The organism is Rheinheimera sp. 4Y26, from assembly GCF_025245835.1.
Lineage (GTDB): Bacteria > Pseudomonadota > Gammaproteobacteria > Enterobacterales > Alteromonadaceae > Pararheinheimera.
Window position 1 is genome coordinate 180,360 of the sequence record NZ_JAOBWS010000001.1, and the last position, 21,091, is coordinate 201,450.

A 21,091-nucleotide genomic window follows, 5' to 3' on the forward strand; every position below is an offset into this window, starting at 1 on the left:
TTATATCCGCCGCTGCTGGACATTCAGATCGGATTCACTACACTCGGGCCTTAATCAGCATCAAGATGTTATGCAGGAAATCCCGATGAAACAAAAATCTTTATTAGCCTTAAGTATCGCTTTGGCTTTTGGTCTGGCCGGCTGTGAACAAGCCAGCAAAACTGAAGCGCCACAAGCACAGGCACAAGCCCCGGTTGCGGCGTTAAAAAGTGGTATTGAACTGGGTAATCTCGATACCCAAACCAAACCCCAACAAGACTTTTTCCGTTATGTAAACGGCAACTGGCTGGCAAAAACCGAAATCCCGGCGGATAAGTCGGTGTGGGGCAGTTTTCATGAATTGCGTAAGGGTGCTGACGAGCATGTGTTAACGCTGATTAAAGCTGCTGCAGCCAAACCGGCGGAAGCGGGCTCTGATCAGCAAAAAATCGGTGATTTGTTCCGCGCTTATCTGGACACCGCCAAAATTGACAGCCTGGGCTTAACCCCACTGCAGGACGAGCTGGCTGCCATTGATAAACTGACACAACCTGCTGAGCTGGCGGCTTTTTTAGGCCAGATGCAACAAGACAGATACGGCTCGCCAGTGGCGCTTTATGTGGGTCAGGATCAAAAAGATTCCACCAAATATATTGTCAGCGCCAGCCAGTCAGGCCTGGGTTTACCAGACCGTGACTACTACCTGAAAACCGACGAAAAATCTGAACAAATCAAAAAACAATACCAGTGGATGATTGCCAGGTTCTGGGAACTGGCCGGCTGGGCCGAGGGCGGCAAAGCGGCAGAGCAAATTTTTGCATTGGAAAGCAAACTGGCCGAAGCACAGTGGAGCCGGGTACAAAACCGGGACCGCAACGCCACTTATAACAAAATGACTCCGGCTGAACTCAGCACACTGGCACCGGGTTTTGACTGGGCCGCCTTTATTAAAGCGGCACAGCTTAATAGCGAAGATGCATTGGTGGTGCGTCAGCCAACATATTTTACGGCTTTTGCTAAATTGCAGCAGGAAGTGACGCTGGACCAGTGGAAAACTTATCTGAAGTTTCATTTGATCCGCAGCAATGCGTCGTTACTCAGTGCCAATTTTGATCAGGCCAGTTTTGATTTTTACGGCCGGGTGTTAAGTGGCTTGCAGGAGCAAAAACCGCGTGAAGAACGTGCTGTAGAAGCCATTAACAGCGCGCTGGGTTTTATGGTTGGCAAAATGTATGTGGAAAAATACTTTAAGCCAGAAGCCAAAGAGCGCATGGATCAGCTGATTAAAAACCTGCGGGTTGCTTTTGAGCAGTCGATTAACGAGCTGGACTGGATGAGCGCCGAAACTAAACTGGCGGCTCAGGAAAAACTGAAAAAATTTAATACCAAAATTGGTTATCCGGATGTATGGCGTGACTACAACTGCCTGAGCATCAGCGCCGATGATCTGATTGGCAATATGCAGCGCAGCAGCCAGTGTGAATATCAACGTATGATTGGCAAGCTGGGTAAGCCGGTTGATCGCACTGAGTGGGGCATGACACCACAAACAGTCAACGCTTATTACAGCTCAACCATGAACGAAATTGTGTTCCCTGCCGCCATTTTGCAACCACCGTTTTTTAATGTGGAAGCAGACGATGCTGTGAACTATGGCGCCATTGGTGGTGTGATTGGTCACGAAATTACCCATGGTTTTGATGATCAGGGCAGCCGCTCTGACGGTGACGGCAATCTGCGTGACTGGTGGAGCCCGGCCGATGCTGAGCAGTTCCGTCAGCGCACTCAGCTGATGGTTGAACAATACAGTGCCTTTAACCCTATTGATGATTTAAAACTGCAGGGTGCTTTAGGTTTAGGTGAAAACATTGCCGATTTAGGTGGTTTAACCGTGGCTTACCGCGCTTATCAGAACTCGCTGGGTGGCAAGCCGGCTCCGGTGATCGATGGTTTTACCGGCGAAAAACGCTTTTTTATCGGCTGGGCGCAGGTGTGGCGTACTAAGTTCCGTGACGAAGCTTTACGTCAGCAAGTGATCACAGGCCCACATTCACCGGGTATGTACCGGGTGTTAGGTGTGTTGTCGAATATGCCGGAGTTTTATCAGGCCTATGACGTAAAACCAGGTGATGGCATGTACCGTCCTGACGATCAGCGGGTGAAAATCTGGTAACAGCGATTGTCGCACTGCCTAAAAACGGAGCCTGTTGGCTCCGTTTTTATATCACTAAAAAGTGCAAAGTACGGTTGGCATCAGCAAAGGCGCAAATAAGCACAGGGGTTGAACGCGGTTGGCGCTCTGGCCGCAAGTCCGTATAATCGCCGCCAAAGTTGGCATCTACTACAAGGATTGACGGTTGAGAACTCTTACATTCCCGCAACGTCTGGCATTTGGTTTATCGGCCCTGACCCTGAGTTTACAGGCGCAGGCTGGCTGGTGGATTGAAGCGGACGATTTGGCGCTGCGTTCAGATATTCAGTTATTGGCGGATATCGGTATTATCAAACAACCTGTCACGACTTTCCCTTTGATGTGGCAGGCCGTGATCAGCGATGTGCAGGCCGCCGATCCACAACAATTAAGCCCACAACAAGCCGAAGTGCTGCGCCGGGTAGTGGCGGCTTATATGCGCGACAAACGCCCAAGCCAGGCCCGTATCAGTCTTGCCGGTGAAACCGAACAGCCGCAGTTTGTCCGTTTTGGCGACACTTTGCGTGATGAAGCCCAGCTGGGGCTGCAATACAGTTATCACAACGACAACCTCAGTGGCCGGCTGCAGGTGAGCAGAGTGCATGCGCCTGTGGACGGCCAGCGCACCCGGCTCGATGGCAGTTATGTTGCTGTCAAAGCCTGGAATTGGGTGGTCAGTGTTGGAGCTATAGAAAAATACTGGGGCCCAAGCTGGGACGCCAGCACTATTGTCAGCACCAATGCCCGGCCTGTCGCCGGTATTAGTTTTAGCCGTCACTCCAGCGCCGCTAAAGCGGATGACTGGTTACCGGCCTGGACTTTTAGCACCAGTTTTGGCCAGCTGAGCGAAAGAGCTGCTGTGCCTTCAGCTAAGTTATGGCAGGCCAGGTTAGGCACTAAACCGCTGGATTCGCTGGAACTCGGTTTTAGCTGGGTGATGCAATACGGCGGTGATGGTTATGGCAATGGTTTAAACGACTGGTTTAATGCCTTGTTTGACGGTGGCACCCTGGAAGGCACCGAAAATATGCTGGCTGGTTATGATGCCCGTTGGTCCGGCGCTGTGCTGGATAAACCTTTGGGTGTTTACTTCAGCGCCACTGCCGAAGACTTTAACAGTAAAAAACTGGCGCTGTATAAAGTGGTGTATCAGCTGGGCGCCGATGTGTTCTTGTCGTCCATCGACAGCCGCATTTATGCAGAGTTTGTGGATACCACTATAGATTGCAGTGACGATCGCGACTGGAACTGTATGTATGAACACAGTGTGCATCAGGACGGTTATCGCCGTTATGGCCGTAACTTTGGCTCACCATACGACAATGACAGCCGGGCTTTTAACTTGGGTATTTTGACCCAGCTTGATATCAATACCCACTGGCACAATAAAATTGCCGCTTTGCGGCTGAATATCGACGGCGGCCGGGTAGATTTGCCATCCCAATGGACCCAAACCCAGCTGCCGGCGCGAAATGTATTGTTGTGGCGCACTGAGCAGCAATGGCGTGAAGAGTCGGATCAGGTCAAATGGGGGCTGGAGTTCAGCCGCACCACTTACAAAGCCAGCAACAGCAGCGACTGGCAGACCGAACTTTTCCTGCAGTGGCAAAGGTTGTTCTGATAACACCAGTTGTAAAAACAAAAGGGCCACGCAAGTGGCCTTTTTTAGTTGCAGAATCAGGCTGCAGCGACAAGACAGCAACAGTGGTTGCTGATGGTTTGAGGGGCCCGCTGTTTGCCGGCAAAGCTGCTGCCCGCCGAAGCAGCGCCGGCTCCCTGCCGTTATTCCCGGCACACAAGCCGTGCTGCCGCGTTATGAACCCTGATTAAATTGCATACGTATGCAATTTAATCAGCTGTTATTCATCTGGTCGCAAAAGTTTCAGGACAGAGCCTGAGCCGCAGCGGATTGCACCAGCCTGGTGCTTTGTACTGATGACAAAGCACCGGTCGTTGTTGATGTTGCAGACTTGTAGCCAAAACCTTGCAGTTTGCCGCGCTGGCTGCGGGCTTTTTTACCGGCCAAACGGCAATTTTCTGAACTAAAGCTATGCTGAACAAGCAGATGCATTTCATTGCTTGCACCCGCCTTGGGCAAAGGCCAGACGAGGCGCACTAAAGTCGTGCGTTTGCGCCGGTATGAATACGTATTCATGTTGTGTAGTTCAGGTAATCCACATAGAAATAGCAAGGTTGTCATACTTCATACCGGTTGGTGTGGAGCGAACAACCTAAAAATCAGAAACACCACACCGGGGATGAAGGGCATGAAACACTATAAATTAAATTTACTGACGCTCGCGCTGGCGACTGCGGGCTTCAGTACAGTCAGTTATGCTGACCAACAGGCAACTACCGAAAGCAAAGCCAAAGCAGAAGAAAATATTGAGGTGATCCAGGTGTCTGGTATCCGCCGCAGTCTGCAAATGGCACAAGCATTAAAAATGGAATCAACCTCAGTGGTTGAAGCCGTTTCAGCAGAAGATATCGGCAAATTACCGGACATGAGTATTGCCGAATCTATCGCCCGCTTACCTGGCCTTGCCGCACAGCGTTTGGACGGTCGTGCCAACGTGGTGTCAGTGCGTGGTCTGGCTCCGGATTTTACCACTGCCACATTAAATGGTCGTGAGCAGGTCACTGTGGGTGACAACCGCAGTGTGGAGTTTGACCAATATCCATCTGAAATGATGAACAACGTTGTGGTGTACAAAACGCCAGACGCCGGTGTAATGGCACAGGCCATTGGCGGTACTATCGATATGCAGACAGTACGTCCGTTATCGCATGGTGAACAGGCCTTGGTCTTTAACTTACGTGGTGAACGTAACGATTTAGGTGCGCTAAACGCCGGTTCAACCGCCAACGGTTACCGTGGCAGTTTCTCTTATATTGACCAGTTTGCCGATGACACAGTAGGTGTGGCTTTTGGTTATGCCAAAATGACATCACCAAACCAGGAAGAGCGTTGGCAATCATGGGGTTATGCCGATGGTCCAAATGGCTCAAAAGTAATTGGTGGTGCCAAGCCTTATGTGCGTTCCAGTGAATTGGAGCGTGATGGCTGGTTAGGTATTGTTGAATTTAAACCAAACGACAAATCCAGTACTGTGATTGATGCTTATTATTCTGAGTTCCAGGATGAGCAACAATTACGGGGTATCGAGCTGCCATTATTGTGGGGTGGTGCGCCACTGAGCAATGCGGTGATTCAGGATGGTTTAGTGACCAGTGGTACTTACACCGGCGTAAAATCTCTGGTGCGCAACGATGTGAACCTGCGTGATGCCGATACGCTGGCGCTGGGTCTGAACCACGAATACAAAATGAACGATCAGTGGAGCCTGGAAGCTGACTTAAGTTATTCCAAAGCCAACCGTAAAGATTTTAACCTGGAAAGTTATGCAGGTACTGCCCGTGGTGATGCCAACGGTGCCAAAGATAACCTGGATTTCAGCTTTACCCCGGGTGGAATTGTTACCTTTAACCCTACGCTGGATTATTCAGATGCAAATCTGATCAAACTGGGTGCAGCCCGCAGCTGGGCAAACGGCATCACACTGCCATCTGACGCTCAGGATGGTTTTGTCAACACACCAGATATTGAAGATGAATTACAAGCTATCCGTTTAAGTGCCAAACGTATGTTTGCTGACGGTGCTGTCAGTGCTGTTGAATTTGGTGTGAACTACAGTGAACGTGATAAAGCCAAGGTGGATACAGGTAACTATCTGACGTTAAAAACTTACCCGGTTTCATCACCAGTGCCGGCCCAGTTCCTGTTAGCGCCTACTTCGCTGGACTTTATCGGCATGGGTAACATGCTGAGCTATGACTCAATGGCGCTGTACAACAGCGGTGCTTATAACGAAGTTTCTGAGTCTTTAACAGACGCAGCCCGTTACAACAACACCTGGACTGTCAGCGAAGATGTCACCACTTTCTTTGTGAAGTCTGATATCGAATCACAAGTTGGCCGTTTCCCGGTCAAGGGTAACGTTGGTTTACAGGCGGTGCACACTGACCAGATGGCCACAGGTTTTGCTACCACCAAAAACTCAAGTGGTCTGGTTGTTGCCACTCCGGTTGAAGGCGGCGACAAATACTGGGAACTGTTACCAAGCTTTAACTTAGGTTTTGATGTTGCTGAGCAACAAATGGTGCGTGTAGCTGCTGCCCGTACTCTGGCGCGTGGCCGGATGGACAAAATGAATGCCAGCACTGGTTTCTCTTACAACGCGGCCAACCAATCCAGCAACGACATTAACCGCTCACCCTGGTCTGCTCAGGGTGCAAACCCGGCGCTGCGTCCATGGATGGCCCGTCAGTATGATGTCAGTTATGAGAACTATTTTGATGACGCAGGCTACTTTGCTGCTTCGGTGTTCTACAAAGACTTAGAAAACTATGTTTTTGACCAGGACCAGCTGTTTGACTTTACCGGTTATGCCTATACAGGCCCGGCGCCAGTGTTAAATCAGGGTTATATCAAAACCCCAACCAACGGTAATGGCGGTTATATCAACGGTATCGAGCTGTCGTTGTCACTGACAGGTCAGATGTTAACGCCAGCACTGGAAGGTTTTGGTGTGTTATTGAGCGGTTCTTACACTGACAGCGAAGTGAAAGAAAAATCTGACTCTAAGCCAATGTCGTTGCCAGGTTTGTCAGAGAAAGTTGTGAACGCCACTGTGTATTATGAAAAACATGGCTGGCAGCTGCGTACCAGTGCCCGTTACCGTTCAGAGTTCTTAGGTGAAGTCAGCGGTACCAGTCTGACCCGTGTGTATGACATGGTGTTAGGCGAAACAGTTGTGGACGCACAAATTGGCTATGATTTCAGCCAGTCTGGTTTTGCTGACCTGCACGGTTTGTCAGTATTGTTCCAGGTCAGCAACCTGACCAACGAACCATTTGTGACTTATCGTGATGGCGATACCCGCAAGATCCGCGATTATCAGAACTATGGCCGTAACTTTATGTTTGGTATCAGCTATAAACTGTAATAGCGCGTGACTTTGTAAGCTTGTCAGAAAACCCCTGCTGCACATCTGTAACAGGGGTTTTTTTATCGCGTTGAAGCGGAGACTTTGTATGCAACAAGTGGTGATTGCCGGTGGCGGATCTGCCGGTTGGATGGCGGCGGCAATGCTGGCCAAGGTACTGGGACACAGTGTGAAGATCACGCTGGTTGAGTCTGACGAGATTGGTATTGTTGGGGTGGGGGAAGCAACTATCCCGCCTATTTTGTTTTTTAACAAAGCCTTGGGAATTGACGAGGCTGAGTTTATCCGCGCAACTCAGGGCACTTTTAAACTGGGCATTCAGTTTGAAAACTGGGCACGCCAGGGCGACAGTTATATGCATGCTTTTGGTGAAATTGGTAGCCCTATTGGCTTGTCGGCTTTTCATCATTTGTGGCTGCGGGCTAAAGCTGCAGGCCATAACAGTGATTTTTGGGATTTTTCACCCACTTTTCAGGCAGCCAAAGCCGGTAAATTTTCTTCCACAGTGCAGTTAGCTGGTACCCCATTTAATCAGTTTTCTTATGCTTATCATTTTGACGCCAGTCTTTATGCCAAATTACTCAGACAAAAAGCTGAGCAAAACGGTGTGCGGCGCATCGAAGGCAAAATTAGCCTGGTAGAACAGGCGGTGAATGGGGATATTGCTGCACTGGTGATGGAAAATGGCGAGCGTATTACCGGTGATTTGTTTATTGATTGCACCGGCTTTCGGGCTTTGCTGATAGAACAAACTCTTAACGCCGGTTATGAAAACTGGAGTCACTGGTTGCCGTGCGACAGAGCCATGGCGGTGCCAAGTGCCAACATCAGCGCGCCTGTGCCTTATACCAGAGCCATTGCCCATCAGGCAGGCTGGCAGTGGCGTATTCCGCTGCAACACCGTACCGGTAATGGCCTGGTGTATTGCAGTGCGTTTTTACCGGACGAACAGGCAAAAAGCCAGCTGCTGGCTAACCTTGAAGGCGAAGCTTTGGCAGAGCCCAGACCCATTCGTTTTACTACAGGGCGGCGCAAACAGCAGTGGTCGCATAATTGCATTTCGCTTGGGCTTGCCAGTGGTTTTTTAGAACCGCTGGAATCCACCAGCCTGCATTTGATCCAAAGTGGCATTATCCGGCTGGCTAAGCTTTTTCCGGCTGGTGGCGATATGGCGCTGCTGCGCAACGAATACAACCGCCAGTCGCAGCTGGAATTTGAGCAAATCCGCGACTTTATTATTTTGCATTATCACCAGACCGAACGCAGTGACAGCGAGTTCTGGAACTATTGCCGCACTATGACGGTGCCGGACAGCTTAAGCCGTAAAATCGAACTGTTTCGCCACAGTGGGGTGCTGCAGCGGGAGCAAGATGATTTGTTTACTGAGCTGGCCTGGCAACAGGTATTGTTGGGGCAAAGAGTGTTACCCCAGCATTATCAGCCGCTGGCCGACAAGTTGAGCCAGGCTCAATTGAGTGAGTTATTGGAAAATCTGCGGCTGATAGTGCAGGGCATTGTCAAACCTATGCCAACACATGCCGAAACGCTTGCTCGAATTGTGCAAAGGAGTTAATGGATGAACTGGCAACAGGCGATAGTTTTTGCCATCAGCTGTAGCTGGTTCTGCAGCAGCGCTGCTGCTTCTGCAGTTCCAGCCGACTTACAGCGCCCTTCACCCGACTGGCGTGATCAGGTGATTTATTTTGTGTTAACCGACCGGTTTGCCGATGGCAATCCGGCCAATAATGATCAGGGGGCCGGTGAATTTAATCCGGCAAGCTCTGCCCATTACAGTGGCGGCGATTTGGCTGGCATCCAACAAAAACTGGATTATATTCAGAATCTTGGCGCAACATCACTCTGGTTAACCCCGCCTGTGGCCAATCAGTGGTGGAGCCAGAAAGTACAATACGGCGGTTATCACGGCTATTGGGCCACCGACTTTATGGCGGTGGATGCCCATTACGGCACTTTGGCCGACTATCAGCAGTTATCAAAGGCTTTACACCAAAAAGGCATGTATCTGATCCAGGATATAGTGGTGAACCATACCGGCAATTTTTTTGGTTACGACGGCCCTTATGATGCTAACAACACCGCAAAAAACTTTGTGTTGTATGAACAAGGCAGGCAAGCCGCACCCAGCCAGGCGCCTTTTCATCTGGTGAACAGGCTGGACCAGGCAGCGGCCAAGGCCAATATTTATCACTGGACGCCGCCTATTCAGGACCCCACTGTGCCAGGGCAGGAATTTCGTTATCAGCTGGCGAATCTGGCCGATTTAAATACCAGCAATCCACAGGTGCGCAAGGCGCTAAAACAAAGTTACCGCTTTTGGCTGGAGCAGGTGGGTGTGGATGCTTTTCGCATCGACACCGCCAAATATGTGGAACACGACTTCTGGTTTGATTTTTTGCATGCACCCGATGGCATCAAGGCCAAAGCGCGTGAACTGGGCAAGCAACAATTTTTCACTTTTGGCGAAGTGTTTGAAGCGTCCAAACCCTTTCACAACGACGGTGAGCAAAAGCTGAAAGCTTTTTTAGGCAGCAAGCAAAAACCTGAACTTGATTCAGTCATTGCCTTTCCGCTGTATTTTGATATCAATGCTGTACTGGCTGAAGGCAGACCACCGGCTTTATTGGGATACCGGCTCGGTGAACATACTCAGTTTGCCACACCGCATTTATTACCCACATTTTTAAATAATCATGACACCAAAAGGTTTTTAGCGGCCGGCAGTGTGGATGCTTTTATTCAGGCGTATGCGCTGCTTTTTACCATTCCTGGTATTCCGGTGATTTATCAGGGCGATGAACAGCTGTTAGAGCAGAGTCGCCAGGCGATGTTTGCCGGTGGTTTTGGCTCGGCACAGGATCAGTTCCTGCCCGACAGCCCGATGTACCGCACTATTCAGAGTCTGGCCAAACTGCGTTTTGAGCATAAAACGCTCAGCCGCGGCAACTGGCAGTTATTGCAGGCCGACAGCGCAGCGCCTGGCGTGCTGGCCTATCAGATGACATTGCCTCTGGCTGAAAAACAGCAACTCACTGCGTCCGGCAGCGCATCCTCAACACCGCCAATAACAGAGCAAATTGTGGTGCTGATGAATACCGCAGACCGGCCAGTGCTGCTGGCAAATCTGCCACTTACTGCAAAGCAGCAAATTAAAACAACAGCGGCAAAACCAACCCGCTGGCAGCTGTTATGGCAGTATCAGTACAATGACGGTTTTGTTGACACTGACACCAGTGGCCGGCTGAGCTTGTTGTTACCAGCCCGCGCCGTGCTGGTGCTGACGCCTGAACAGCAGGCCGACACTGTAGCCGCTGCCGCCTCAGTAAAAGCTGCAGCGCCTTCGCTGCTATTTCAGTTACAACCTTTGCCTTGCCGGCAAAGTTGCACTCAGGACTTTCGTTTAACAGGCAAAGTCAGCCAGCCCGGTGTTTTACTGCAGCTGGTAAAAAACGGCGGAGTATTGCCGCAAATTCAGCACAGCGACGCTCAAGGCAACTTCAGTTTTATGGTGCAGGTGCAGGATTTAGGGCAACAACAAAATCAGTTGGCGGTGTATGCGCCAGAACTGCATCAGGTGAGTGACAGCTTGCAGTATCAAAGCAGTGTCACCACAGCAAAGTGGCAGGCGAACAAACAGGATGCGCTGCATGACGATAAAGGGCCTACCGGCAAATATCAGCAGCCGCAGCAAGAACATTCGCAAAATCAGATGGATATTCAGGCTGTAAGCGCCAAAGCCTCAGGTGCCAATCTGAAGTTGACGCTGAAGATGACACAGATCAGTCAGTTCTGGGCGCCGGCCAATGGTTTTGACAATGTGCATTTTTCGATTTTTTTCTCTCTGCCACAGAGTAAATTAGCCGGTGCGCGGGCGCTGCCTGGCCTGCAAACCAGTATGCCACATGGCAAAAACTGGCAGCTTGGCCACTTTATGTTTGGTTGGGGCAACTCGGTGTTTAATGCCAACAAGGCAACAGAGTATAAAACCGGTGACAAACTGGGCGCTGCGCCAAAGCTGGAGGTTGATGCCAAAGCCGGTGTCATTATTGTGTCTTATCAGGGGCAGGCGCTTGGTATTGATAGCTGGGATGGAGCCGGCATTTATATCTCAACCTGGGATAAAACCGGTGAAGGTATGTTGCGTTCGATTCAGCCTGAGCCTTCGCCCTGGAATTTTGCCGGCGCAAGCGCTGATGCGCCTAAAGTGCTGGATGATATCTGGCTGGAATTAACGCCGGTCAGTGCAGACTAAGCCGGATTGTCGGCGAAAAGATGCGGTTTTTAGCGGCAGGATCCGGCTGATCAGCGCGGATCCTGTCATCACATTAAGGCTGGTCATGCTGGATTTTTATGCGCTAAACGCCTGAAGTTTTTAAAAATTCACCGCACACTGTTGAATTTCACTGTCTCGCTGCTTTTTTTTCGGGCAAATCAAAATAAAATCCTGTATATTGTCGCCCTATTTTCAAACCCTAGCTTATCGAGATGACTATGTCAGCAGATTTATCGTTATACAGAAACATTGGTATCTTCGCCCACGTTGATGCCGGCAAAACCACTACTACCGAACGTATCCTGAAACTGACCGGTAAAATCCATAAGATAGGTGAAGTTCACGAAGGTGAATCAACCACTGACTTCATGGTTCAGGAAGCTGAGCGCGGTATTACAATCCAGTCAGCAGCTGTAACCTGTTTCTGGAAAGGTCACCGTTTTAACGTGATCGATACCCCAGGTCACGTTGACTTCACCGTTGAAGTTTACCGTTCTCTGAAAGTATTAGATGGTGGTATCGGTGTATTCTGTGGTTCTGGTGGTGTTGAACCTCAGTCAGAAACCAACTGGCGTTATGCCAACGACGCGAAAGTATCTCGTCTGATCTTCGTAAACAAACTGGACCGTATCGGTGCTGATTTTATCCGTGTAACTGAACAGGTTAAAAACGTTCTGGGCGCCAAGCCATTAATCATGACGTTGCCAATTGGCCGCGAAGATACCTTCGTTGGTGTGGTTGACCTGCTGACTGAAAAAGCCTACGTATGGGATGACTCTGGCCTGCCAGAAAACTACAAAGTAGTAGATATTCCAGCTGATATGGCTGATGACGTTGCTATGTACCGCGAACAGCTGATCGAAACTGCTGTTGAGCAAGACGATGACCTGTTAATGGCGTACATGGAAGGTGAAATGCCTTCAATCGACGACGTAAAACGTTGTATCCGTAAAGGCTGCCGTGAACTGGCGTTCTTCCCAACTTACTGTGGTTCAGCCTTCAAAAACAAAGGTATGCAATTACTGTTAGATGCAGTTGTTGATTACCTGCCATCTCCAACTGAAGTAAACCCACAGCCGCTGACTGACGAAGAAGGTAACGAGACTGGCGAATTCGCTATCGTTTCTGCTGATGAGCCGTTCCGCGCTTTAGCATTCAAAATCATGGATGACCGTTTCGGCGCCCTGACCTTTATCCGTATTTACTCTGGTGTTCTGAACAAGGGTGACACCATCCTGAACTCATTCACAGGTAAAACTGAACGTATCGGCCGTATGGTTGAGATGAACGCGAATGACCGTACCGACCTGACGACTGCTCAGGCTGGTGACATCATCGCGCTGGTTGGCCTGAAGAACAACACCCAGACGGGCCACACTCTGTGTGATCCAAAAGCACCATGTACTTTAGAACCAATGGTATTCCCAGAGCCAGTAATCTCTATCTCTGTTACACCAAAAGATAAAGGTTCAATGGAAAAAATGGGTATCGCTATCGGTAAGATGGTTGCTGAAGATCCAACATTCCGCGTTGAAACTGATGTTGATTCAGGTGAAACCATCCTCAAAGGTATGGGTGAACTGCACTTAGATATCAAAGTAGACATCCTGAAACGTACTTATGGTGTTGAATTAGTTGTAGGCCAGCCGCAGGTTGCTTACCGCGAAACTATTACCCGTGAAGTTGAAGACAGCTACACGCACAAGAAACAATCTGGTGGTTCAGGTCAGTACGGTAAAATCGACTACCGCATCCGTCCAGGCGAGCAAAACTCAGGCTTCACGTTCAAATCAACAGTTGTTGGTGGTAGCGTTCCAAAAGAGTTTATGCCAGCAATCGAAAAAGGCTTTGCCTCTATGATGTCAACCGGTACTCTGGCTGGCTTCCCGGTATTAGACGTAGAAGTTGAAGTATTCGACGGTGGTTTCCACGCAGTTGACTCTTCAGCCATCGCGTTCGAAATCGCTGCTAAAGGTGCTTTCCGTCAAACCATGCCTAAAGCCGGTGCTCAGATGCTGGAACCAATCATGAAAGTTGACGTATTCACCCCAGAAGACCACGTAGGTGACGTGATCGGTGACTTAAACCGTCGTCGTGGCATGATCTCTGGTCAGGAAGCTGGTGTAACTGGCGTTCGTATCAAAGGTGATGTTCCACTGTCTGAGATGTTCGGTTATATCTCTACCCTGCGTACTATGACTTCTGGTCGTGGTCAGTTCTCTATGGAATTCTCGCACTACTCACCATGTCCACAAAACGTGGCTGATGCAGTAATCGCCAAAGAGAAAGAAAAGAAAGCTGCCGCTGCTAAAAACTAATTAGCCGTTAGCTTTAAAAAGCCCCGCTGGTGAAAACCGTGGGGCTTTTTTTATGTACATGGAAGTACGGTATGCCGCTATTGCAGGGCTGGCGCCGGCTTTACACTTTGAGCAATAAACGAAAGCCGCGGGCGGCATAATAAGACTCAGCACCGTTGTGATACACAAATACTCTGTTGTAGCGCCTGTCGCCAAAAATAGCGCCACCTAAAGCACGGATCTCTGCCGGGGTGCTGAGCCAGCTGGAGGTTTTTTGGTCAAATTGACCGAGTTGCTGCAAAGCACGGTACTGCTGTTCTGTCAGTAGTTCAGCACCAAAGGCTGATGCCATGGCAACAGCGGCACCTGCTGGTTTGTTTTCTTTGCGTTTATCAAGCGCGGCCTGGTCATAACATAAGCTGCGCCGGCCTGCGGGGCTTTCGGCGGCACAATCACAAAACAAAAAAGTACTTTGCTCTGGATCCTGCCCTATCACATCGGGTTCACCACCACTTTGTTCCATCAACCACAAAGTCTGTAATTTGGCAGGCTGTGCTAATAAGCGCTCTGATACCTGCAACCAGTCGATGCCGGCATGACGCTGCATATGCTGCGCAAAACGCTGTTGTAACTTTAATAAAAATTCTTCTGCGGTAGCCTTATCCATAGCTGATATTTCCTGTTGTTTATTCAGGGCAAGCATAACCACCATTCCACGAACCATGCAACGCACTTTTGCGGGGCAAAGTTGTGGCCAAAGAGTTTTGTGGTAAGAGCTTTGTTGTGCAACAAGGCCTGGCTGTATTTTTCAGCTTAAAATAACCAGCTAATGGCTTTAAAAGGTCAGACCAGAAAAACTGAACTTCTGCTGAATTTTCACAGTCACACAAGCAGCGATTTCACCGGAATAGCCAGCGACAGTCGTATCGCCGCGGGGGGAATGGCATAATTTCTGGCCGAGGGGTGTGCCGGTTAGCTGTGTCAATTCTGGTGGTTGGTTGTGATGGTGAAACCGCGCTAACCCTATTGCAAACAAGAGGTGAAAAGCCCATGCCACACAATGCGCGACCCCGTATTCTGCAATTTCTGCAATTAGCCCGTTGTTCTTACCGTGTTGAAGGTCAGCAGATCATCACGCAAAACGCCGTGATCACGCTGGCAGAACAACACATCAGTATCGCCCGCCAGGGCAAACCGCTGCGCACTATGCCTTACCAGCGGCTTAATCTGGACAGATTGTTGTCTTTAATTACGGCGCAAGCCGAGCGTAAACATCTGGCCTGAATACTTGCCGCCATCTGGTATGGCGGCATTTTTATGCAACACAATTTCTTTTGTTAAAAATTGCACTGCGCCTTTAAGGCGGCGATATCGGTGGGTGTCAGAGCGGCCTGCTGACTGGTTAAACTGTGATACATAATAGAATCGTCAGCGTCTGTGTGACCCACGCCAAAAGCGTGGCCAAATTCATGTGCCAGCGTTGCCACTAAATCCTGATTTGATGCAAAAGCAAAGATCGTCATGGTTCTTTTGCCGGCTTTGATATTCATTAAACCCACTTCAAAAGGCGCCTGTTGTGTTGGCGTTTCTGCTGCTGTCAGCAGCTCGTTGCGTTGTTTAATAGTTTCATTTAAATAATCCTGATCACGCATCAGTTGCTGTTTTTGCTGATCAAGCCAGGCGGCTTCCTGTTGCAATTGTTGTTGGCGACGCATCAGCTGTTCCCGCTCAGAACCGGCATTAGGGCCATCGGCCCGGTATGCCGCTACGTCTTGCTGCAGCCGGGCATTTTGCTGGTTAAAGCTGTCAATTTGCTGCTGCAGCTCGGCAAACTTTTTCGGCAGCTGCTCGATGCCGGGTGAAATGGCCTGATCGTATCTGTCTAAATTACGTTTTAACAAATGTTGTTTCAGCAGTTGTTGCTGGCGCTCGTCATAACGAAAATCAATGCTGAATCCTTGTGTATCCTGCTGCAGCAAGGTACGGCCAAAAGCCTGGTTCCACATTTGGGCCGCCTGGTCTATGGCGGCCGTTGCCTCGGCTTCACTGAGGTTAAAAGCCGGATCCAGATAACCCAGTTTCCAGCCCAGTGGTGTGCTGCACAGGCCACTGCTGAGCACAGGCAAAGCCAGTGCAGGCTGTTCCTTTTGCCAAAAACTGTAACCCAGATAAATTAAAATGCCGGCAAACACCAGCTGTAATAAACGTTGCATAAAAAACTCCTTGTTTGGCTGCGATTAAACGGCAGCAACCTGCTTTTGGCAAGCTTTGTGCTGTTTTTGTGCAATCTGCTGCCAGTGAAGGGCCAAAGCGACAATGACGCTGGGCAAGCGCTGCAGCGCTGGCTACAATCGGCGCCAGTTTTGTAACGGAGTTCAACATGGAATTACAAGTGCAATATCAAGACAGCAGCCTGCAAGCCAAGGTGCTGCAGCTGGTGGAAAAAAACTGGTTTACCCGGTTGATTTTAACGCTGATCCTGCTGAATGCTGTGCTGCTTGGCATGGAAACTTCCACGGCATTAATGGCGCAGTATGGCCCTTTGCTGCATAGCCTGGACCGGCTGCTGCTCAGCGTTTTTGTACTGGAACTGCTACTGCGGATTTTTGCCTACCGGCTGTCGTTTTTTAAAGACGCCTGGAATTTATTTGATTTTGCCGTAATAGCCATAGCGCTGGTACCAGCGTCCGGGCCGCTTGCCGTGTTGCGCTCCTTAAGGGTGCTCCGGGTTTTGCGGGTGTTGTCGATGGTGCCTTCGATGAAAAGAGTGGTGTCGGCACTGCTTGGTTCTTTGCCTGGCCTGGCTTCTATTGCCATGGTGTTATTGCTGATTTATTACGTTTTTGCCGTGATTGCCACCAAGTTGTTTGGCGCGGCATTTCCGGAATGGTTTGGCAGTATAGGCCGGTCTTTATATACACTGTTTCAGGTGATGACTCTGGAAAGTTGGTCTATGGGCATAGCGCGGCCTGTAATGGAAACTTTCCCGCTGGCCTGGCTGTTTTTTGTGCCCTTTATTCTGATCGCCACCTTCACCATGCTGAATTTGTTTATTGCCATTATCGTCAATACCATGCAAACCTTCAGCGAAGAAGAGCATGCCGCTGAACGGGCCGAAGATAAACAGGCCGAAGCGCTGGAGCAACGACTGTTGCATGAAGAGCTGCGTGAAATCCGCCAGGAACTGAAATTATTGCGTGCTGAACTCAGTAAGGAGCAGGCACAGAAGTGAGCTTAAACCTTCGTTTTAGCAGCTTAAATTTGCAAAACTTTGCCGCGCCGCCGCTGGCAAGCTACGAGTTTGACAATATTTACAGTCAGGCGCAGTGGCAGCAAAAAACCAACTGGTTGCGCCGGACTATCAGCGCGGCAGCTCCCGATGTACTGCTGTTGCAGGAAGTCTTTAGTGTCAGTGAATTAAAGCAGTTGTTACTGGAGCTGGGGTATTCCCATTTTGCCGCTGCGGCTGAACCGCTGCTGGTGGATGGGCATTTTTATCTGCAGCCGGTGGTGGCTATAGCGTCGCGTTATCCGCTAAAACAACACCGCTTGCCGGAGCCTGATACGGCTTTATTAAAAGCACTGGGTCTTCATCATTTTCAGTTTAGCCGGACGCCACTGGCGGCTACTGTGTATTTACCCGGTATTGGTGCCTGTGATTTTTATGGCGTGCATCTGAAATCCCGCCGGGCTTTAACCGCTGTACTGGAGCAAGGCGGCAGCGATATGCTGGCGCGTTTTGCTGCTTGTGCCCAGCGCGGTTATGAAGCCGCTCTGCTGATGGAACTGGTGCAGCGGCAACAGCTGCTGCGGGGCCATCCTGTGGTGCTGGCCGGTGATTTTAATGACAAGCTGCAGTCTGATTTTTTACAGCCCCTCACATTGCCGGGGGCGGTATTGCAGCTGAAAGACAGCTGGGACTTGTGGCCGGATGCACCGCAGGCAAGGCCTGCAACCCACTATTATGGTGCTAAAGGTTCGGTACTGGATTACCTGTTGCTTTCGGCCGACTTTGACGCTTTGCAGGCGCACAGCCTGGCCAGGGTGTCTGAAGTGAATATTACAGACCAGCATTTGCTGCGCCCGGACTATCAACTGGACGCTTACAGCAGCGACCACGCTATGGTCACTGTCACTATTCAACTGCGGCATTAAAGCGCCGCAGCCCTTGATACAAACTCTGGTTTATGCGGATGGCTGATTGCTGTTGTCGCTGGCGGCACTTTCTTCTGCTGTTGGCTCAGCACTGGTGGCCTCAGCGGCCTGCTTGGCTTGTTTCAGCCGGATCGAGTTTTTCACCTGAATATTTTTTTTCTGTTTGGCTCTTTTACTGATTTTCTTTTTTAACGCTTTGATCGAACTCATATTGCCGCTCTGCCATTCACAAACTGGTGCTTAGTGTAACCCAGAAGCCTTATTCGGCCAAACTCCGAAACAAAGCGTCGCTGTGGCTTTTCAATGCCGGAGTTATTACACTGTCGGCCGTTTTGAAAGAGGCACCCTGATGCGAATCATACTGGCACCAATGGAAGGGGTGGTTGACCACCTGATGCGTGAAATGCTGACCGAAATTGGCGGTTTTGATTTATGCATCACCGAGTTTGTGCGGGTGGTGGATCAGCTGCTGCCCAAAAGAGTCTTTACCCGGCTTTGTCCTGAATTATTGCAGGACGGCAAAACCCGCTCCGGCACGCCGGTGCGGGTGCAATTGTTAGGGCAGGAGCCAGAATGGCTGGCCGAGAATGCCGCGCGTGCAGTAGAACTCGGCTCGCCCGGTGTGGACTTAAATTTTGGTTGTCCGGCGAAAACGGTGAATAAAAGCAAAGGTGGCGCTGTGCTGCTACGCGAAACCGAGCAGCTCTATGCCATTGTCAAAGCAGTGCGTGCAGCTGTGCCAAAAAACTTTCCGGTGACCGCCAAAATGCGGCTGGGCTATGACGACACCAGCCTGACCCTCGACAACGCCCGTGCTTTGTATGAAGCCGGCGCTTCTGAATTAACAGTACATGCCCGCACTAAAAGTGATGGTTACCGGCCACCGGCCTATTGGCCCTGGATTGCACAAATCCGCACTGTGGTGGATATTCCGGTGATTGCCAATGGCGAGATTTGGCAGCCGGCCGATGCCGCACTTTGTCGCGAACAATCGAACTGCAGCGACATTATGCTGGGCCGCGGTGCTTTAGCGCAGCCCAATCTGGCCGCCCGTATCGCTACAGGTGGCGACGCGATGCCCTGGCCTGTGGTATTGCGGCTGTTAATGCGTTATTCCGAGTTTGAAATTGCCGGTGATAAAGGCCTGTATTATGGCAACCGCATTAAACAGTGGTTTAGTTATTTAAAACTGCAATACCCCGAAGCGGCCGGGTTATTTGCCCAGCTGCGGTTGCTGCGCAAAAGTGCCGACATCGTCACATTATTAAACACTGAACTTCAGGCGCTGGACTGATCGACTGTCGCTGCTGCGGGCGCCTTAACGATAAAAAGCCGCGCCAGACTGATGGCCAGCACTCCGGATAACATCAAGAGTGCAAAGGGCAGGGTATTTTGTTGTGGCCACAAGGCTAATAAAGGCCCTGCTACAGCACCGGCGCCAAATCTTAAGGTGCCAATAACCGCTGTTGCTGTGCCGCTGTGGTTGGGAAAAGCCATTAAAATCAGCGCGTCGGCATTGGTGGCAATCAGGCCCAGACTTGCCATCAAAGGCGCTATCATCAGCACAGTAAAAGTCAGAGATAAATCCAGGCTACTCACCAGTACCAGGCCAGCGGCAAAACATAAAGCGCTGAGCCAGCCGGCTTTTAGCATGTTTTGGCTGCCAACACGACTCACCAACCTGCTGTTGATAAAGTTGGCGCTCATCAGCATCAGCACATTCAGGCCAAACAACAGGCTGAACATTTGTTCGCTGACGGCAAAATGCTCGATATAAACAAAAGGCACTGCGGTTAAAAAACAAAAAAAGCTGAAGGATGAAAACATCGAAATGGCAATCAGTGGTCGTGCTGTTTTGTTGGAAAACACCACCTGATAAGAGCCAAAAAAGTTTAGTTTTTGCCGTTCGGCTTTTTGGTTGATCTCAGGTAAATACCGCAGCGAAAATACCAGGATCAGCAGCGCATAGGCTGCCAGCACAATAAAAATCCAGGGCCAGCTACCCCAAAACAGCACCAGACTGCCAATAGCAGGTGCCAGTAAAGGGGCCAGCATCATCATCATCGACACATAAGACATGCCTTTGGCTGTGTGCTCCTGATACAGCGCGCGGATAATGCCAGGCACCACCACAGTCGCTGCGCTGCCAGAAAGCGCCTGCAGCGCACGCCAGCCTAAAAATGCGTTAATACTGCTGCTTTGACTGAGCAGAACACTGGCCACAATAAAACCGGTTAAACCCCAGAGTGCCAGTGGCCGGCGGCCAATAGCATCGGCCAGCGGGCCAAATAACAACATGCCGAGGCTGTAAAACGCCAGAAAAATACTAAGAGACTGCTGCACCAGCACTGAGTTGGTGTGCAGGCCGTCGGCCAGCTGCGGCATGGCCGGCAGGTACATATCAATGGCCAGCGGTGTGGTGGCAATAATGGCGGCAAATAACAGGATCAGAGCAAAAGAAGGGCTGGCGCGTGACATGCTGAAGTTCCGGCTTAAACAATGCCGCTATTGTAATGCCTTCACAGTTCGGAAAAAGCGCATAAAATTGGCTTTTATACGCTACAACCTGTCGATTTACTGCAATGATGGCCGGAGTTTCACCGCTTATTTGGCTTGTGATGCGCTGACCTGTCGCACTGGCCTGGCCGGATTGCCCTGCACCAGCATGCCGGCGGCCACGTCTTTGGTCACTATGCTGCCGGCGGCAATCACGGCTTCGTCGCCTATGGTCACCCCAGGCAGCACAATAGCTCCACCGCCAATCCATACTCTGTGCCCTATCACAATAGGTTTGGCCAGCTCCATACCTGTGGCTCTTTGTTGTGCATCAAGCGGGTGAGTGACGGTATACAGCTGCACACCAGGGCCAAACATCACATCGTCACCAATCTGCACTGGTGCTGCATCCAGAATGACACAATGATGGTTGGCGTAAAACCGCGCGCCCAGACTGATATTAAAACCATAATCACAATAAAAATCCGGTTCGATATAACAGGACTGCACTCTGCCAAAGAGTTGCCTGGCCAGCTGCTGATGTATTTTAAAAGGCTCTGGCCCCTGCTGATTTAACGCACGACAGCCCTGTTTGGCCAGGCTTCTGGCTTTGGCAAGTTCAGCATCACGCGGATTAAACCATTGCTGATTGAGCATTTTTTCTTTTTCAGTCATC

At 50.2% G+C, this 21,091-nt stretch carries 16 protein-coding genes; 10 read left to right on the forward strand and 6 right to left on the reverse strand.

What is annotated here, in order from left to right:
- Window positions 1–85: 85 nt before the first annotated feature.
- Both N3Z11_RS00710 and N3Z11_RS00715 read left to right on the forward strand, forming a co-directional pair.
- Complete coding sequence (locus tag N3Z11_RS00710) at window positions 86–2,152, forward strand: M13 family metallopeptidase (protein ID WP_260655217.1); 2,067 nt, start codon at window positions 86–88, stop codon at window positions 2,150–2,152.
- Between the two features lie 184 nt (window positions 2,153–2,336).
- On the forward strand, window positions 2,337–3,791 hold the full coding sequence (locus N3Z11_RS00715) for a capsule assembly Wzi family protein (RefSeq protein WP_260655218.1): 1,455 nt from the start codon (window positions 2,337–2,339) through the stop codon (window positions 3,789–3,791).
- A 261-nt stretch (window positions 3,792–4,052) separates the two neighbouring features.
- Here N3Z11_RS00715 and N3Z11_RS00720 read toward each other — a convergent pair whose 3' ends face one another.
- A complete protein-coding gene (locus N3Z11_RS00720; protein WP_260655219.1) occupies window positions 4,053–4,370 on the reverse strand; it encodes a hypothetical protein in 318 nt (105 codons plus the stop codon).
- A gap of 67 nt (window positions 4,371–4,437) precedes the next feature.
- Between N3Z11_RS00720 and N3Z11_RS00725 the strand changes: the two genes are divergently transcribed.
- From N3Z11_RS00725 to fusA, 4 genes are all read left to right on the forward strand, one after another.
- A complete protein-coding gene (locus N3Z11_RS00725; RefSeq protein ID WP_260655220.1) occupies window positions 4,438–7,176 on the forward strand; it encodes a TonB-dependent receptor in 2,739 nt (912 codons plus the stop codon).
- An 88-nt stretch (window positions 7,177–7,264) separates the two neighbouring features.
- Window positions 7,265–8,749 carry a tryptophan halogenase family protein gene (locus tag N3Z11_RS00730; RefSeq protein WP_260655221.1) on the forward strand — a complete coding sequence of 495 codons (1,485 nt, stop codon included), beginning with the start codon at window positions 7,265–7,267 and terminating at the stop codon, window positions 8,747–8,749.
- A gap of 3 nt (window positions 8,750–8,752) precedes the next feature.
- The gene (locus N3Z11_RS00735; RefSeq protein ID WP_260655222.1) at window positions 8,753–11,446 is read left to right on the forward strand and encodes an alpha-amylase family glycosyl hydrolase; all 2,694 of its coding nucleotides are present in this window, start codon (window positions 8,753–8,755) and stop codon (window positions 11,444–11,446) included.
- A 233-nt stretch (window positions 11,447–11,679) separates the two neighbouring features.
- Window positions 11,680–13,785, forward strand: a complete 2,106-nt coding sequence (gene fusA, locus N3Z11_RS00740; RefSeq protein WP_409566846.1) for an elongation factor G — start codon at window positions 11,680–11,682, stop codon at window positions 13,783–13,785.
- Window positions 13,786–13,885: 100 nt separating this feature from the next.
- Here fusA and N3Z11_RS00745 read toward each other — a convergent pair whose 3' ends face one another.
- Entirely contained in the window at window positions 13,886–14,431 is a 546-nt protein-coding gene (locus N3Z11_RS00745; RefSeq protein WP_260655224.1) for a DUF4256 domain-containing protein, read from the reverse strand.
- A 383-nt stretch (window positions 14,432–14,814) separates the two neighbouring features.
- On the opposite strand from N3Z11_RS00745, the gene N3Z11_RS00750 reads away from it, so the two are divergent.
- Window positions 14,815–15,048 (forward strand): hypothetical protein, encoded by a 234-nt coding sequence (locus N3Z11_RS00750; RefSeq protein WP_260655225.1) that lies wholly within the window; start codon window positions 14,815–14,817, stop codon window positions 15,046–15,048.
- Between the two features lie 53 nt (window positions 15,049–15,101).
- On the opposite strand, the gene N3Z11_RS00755 is transcribed toward N3Z11_RS00750, so the two are convergent.
- Window positions 15,102–15,977 (reverse strand): M10 family metallopeptidase domain-containing protein, encoded by an 876-nt coding sequence (locus tag N3Z11_RS00755; protein WP_260655226.1) that lies wholly within the window; start codon window positions 15,975–15,977, stop codon window positions 15,102–15,104.
- A gap of 167 nt (window positions 15,978–16,144) precedes the next feature.
- Between N3Z11_RS00755 and N3Z11_RS00760 the strand changes: the two genes are divergently transcribed.
- Window positions 16,145–16,996, forward strand: a complete 852-nt coding sequence (locus N3Z11_RS00760; protein ID WP_260655227.1) for an ion transporter — start codon at window positions 16,145–16,147, stop codon at window positions 16,994–16,996.
- Complete coding sequence (locus tag N3Z11_RS00765) at window positions 16,993–17,919, forward strand: endonuclease/exonuclease/phosphatase family protein (protein ID WP_260655228.1); 927 nt, start codon at window positions 16,993–16,995, stop codon at window positions 17,917–17,919. The genes N3Z11_RS00760 and N3Z11_RS00765 overlap by 4 nt, the downstream gene beginning before the upstream one ends.
- 30 nt (window positions 17,920–17,949) lie before the next feature.
- On the opposite strand, the gene N3Z11_RS00770 is transcribed toward N3Z11_RS00765, so the two are convergent.
- Window positions 17,950–18,129 (reverse strand): hypothetical protein, encoded by a 180-nt coding sequence (locus N3Z11_RS00770; RefSeq protein ID WP_260655229.1) that lies wholly within the window; start codon window positions 18,127–18,129, stop codon window positions 17,950–17,952.
- 139 nt (window positions 18,130–18,268) lie between these two features.
- Between N3Z11_RS00770 and dusC the strand changes: the two genes are divergently transcribed.
- Complete coding sequence (dusC, locus tag N3Z11_RS00775; protein WP_260655230.1) at window positions 18,269–19,213, forward strand: tRNA dihydrouridine(16) synthase DusC; 945 nt, start codon at window positions 18,269–18,271, stop codon at window positions 19,211–19,213.
- On the opposite strand, the gene N3Z11_RS00780 is transcribed toward dusC, so the two are convergent.
- Window positions 19,198–20,397 carry a Bcr/CflA family efflux MFS transporter gene (locus tag N3Z11_RS00780; RefSeq protein ID WP_260655231.1) on the reverse strand — a complete coding sequence of 400 codons (1,200 nt, stop codon included), beginning with the start codon at window positions 20,395–20,397 and terminating at the stop codon, window positions 19,198–19,200. The genes dusC and N3Z11_RS00780 overlap by 16 nt on opposite strands.
- A gap of 126 nt (window positions 20,398–20,523) precedes the next feature.
- A complete protein-coding gene (locus tag N3Z11_RS00785) occupies window positions 20,524–21,090 on the reverse strand; it encodes a sugar O-acetyltransferase (RefSeq protein WP_260655232.1) in 567 nt (188 codons plus the stop codon).
- Window position 21,091: the final 1 nt, after the last annotated feature.

Bases quoted from the DNA above. Each gene is read 5' to 3' on its own strand.
- N3Z11_RS00710 (WP_260655217.1), top strand. From the start codon at position 86: ATGAAACAAAAATCTTTATTAGCCTTAAGTATCGCTTTGGCTTTTGGT.
- N3Z11_RS00720 (WP_260655219.1), bottom strand. From the start codon at position 4,370: ATGACAACCTTGCTATTTCTATGTGGATTACCTGAACTACACAACATG.
- N3Z11_RS00725 (WP_260655220.1), top strand. From the start codon at position 4,438: ATGAAACACTATAAATTAAATTTACTGACGCTCGCGCTGGCGACTGCG.
- N3Z11_RS00730 (WP_260655221.1), top strand. From the start codon at position 7,265: ATGCAACAAGTGGTGATTGCCGGTGGCGGATCTGCCGGTTGGATGGCG.
- N3Z11_RS00735 (WP_260655222.1), top strand. From the start codon at position 8,753: ATGAACTGGCAACAGGCGATAGTTTTTGCCATCAGCTGTAGCTGGTTC.
- fusA (WP_409566846.1), top strand. From the start codon at position 11,680: ATGACTATGTCAGCAGATTTATCGTTATACAGAAACATTGGTATCTTC.
- N3Z11_RS00745 (WP_260655224.1), bottom strand. From the start codon at position 14,431: ATGGATAAGGCTACCGCAGAAGAATTTTTATTAAAGTTACAACAGCGT.
- N3Z11_RS00750 (WP_260655225.1), top strand. From the start codon at position 14,815: ATGCCACACAATGCGCGACCCCGTATTCTGCAATTTCTGCAATTAGCC.
- N3Z11_RS00755 (WP_260655226.1), bottom strand. From the start codon at position 15,977: ATGCAACGTTTATTACAGCTGGTGTTTGCCGGCATTTTAATTTATCTG.
- N3Z11_RS00760 (WP_260655227.1), top strand. From the start codon at position 16,145: ATGGAATTACAAGTGCAATATCAAGACAGCAGCCTGCAAGCCAAGGTG.
- N3Z11_RS00770 (WP_260655229.1), bottom strand. From the start codon at position 18,129: ATGAGTTCGATCAAAGCGTTAAAAAAGAAAATCAGTAAAAGAGCCAAA.
- dusC (WP_260655230.1), top strand. From the start codon at position 18,269: ATGCGAATCATACTGGCACCAATGGAAGGGGTGGTTGACCACCTGATG.
- N3Z11_RS00780 (WP_260655231.1), bottom strand. From the start codon at position 20,397: ATGTCACGCGCCAGCCCTTCTTTTGCTCTGATCCTGTTATTTGCCGCC.
- N3Z11_RS00785 (WP_260655232.1), bottom strand. From the start codon at position 21,090: ATGACTGAAAAAGAAAAAATGCTCAATCAGCAATGGTTTAATCCGCGT.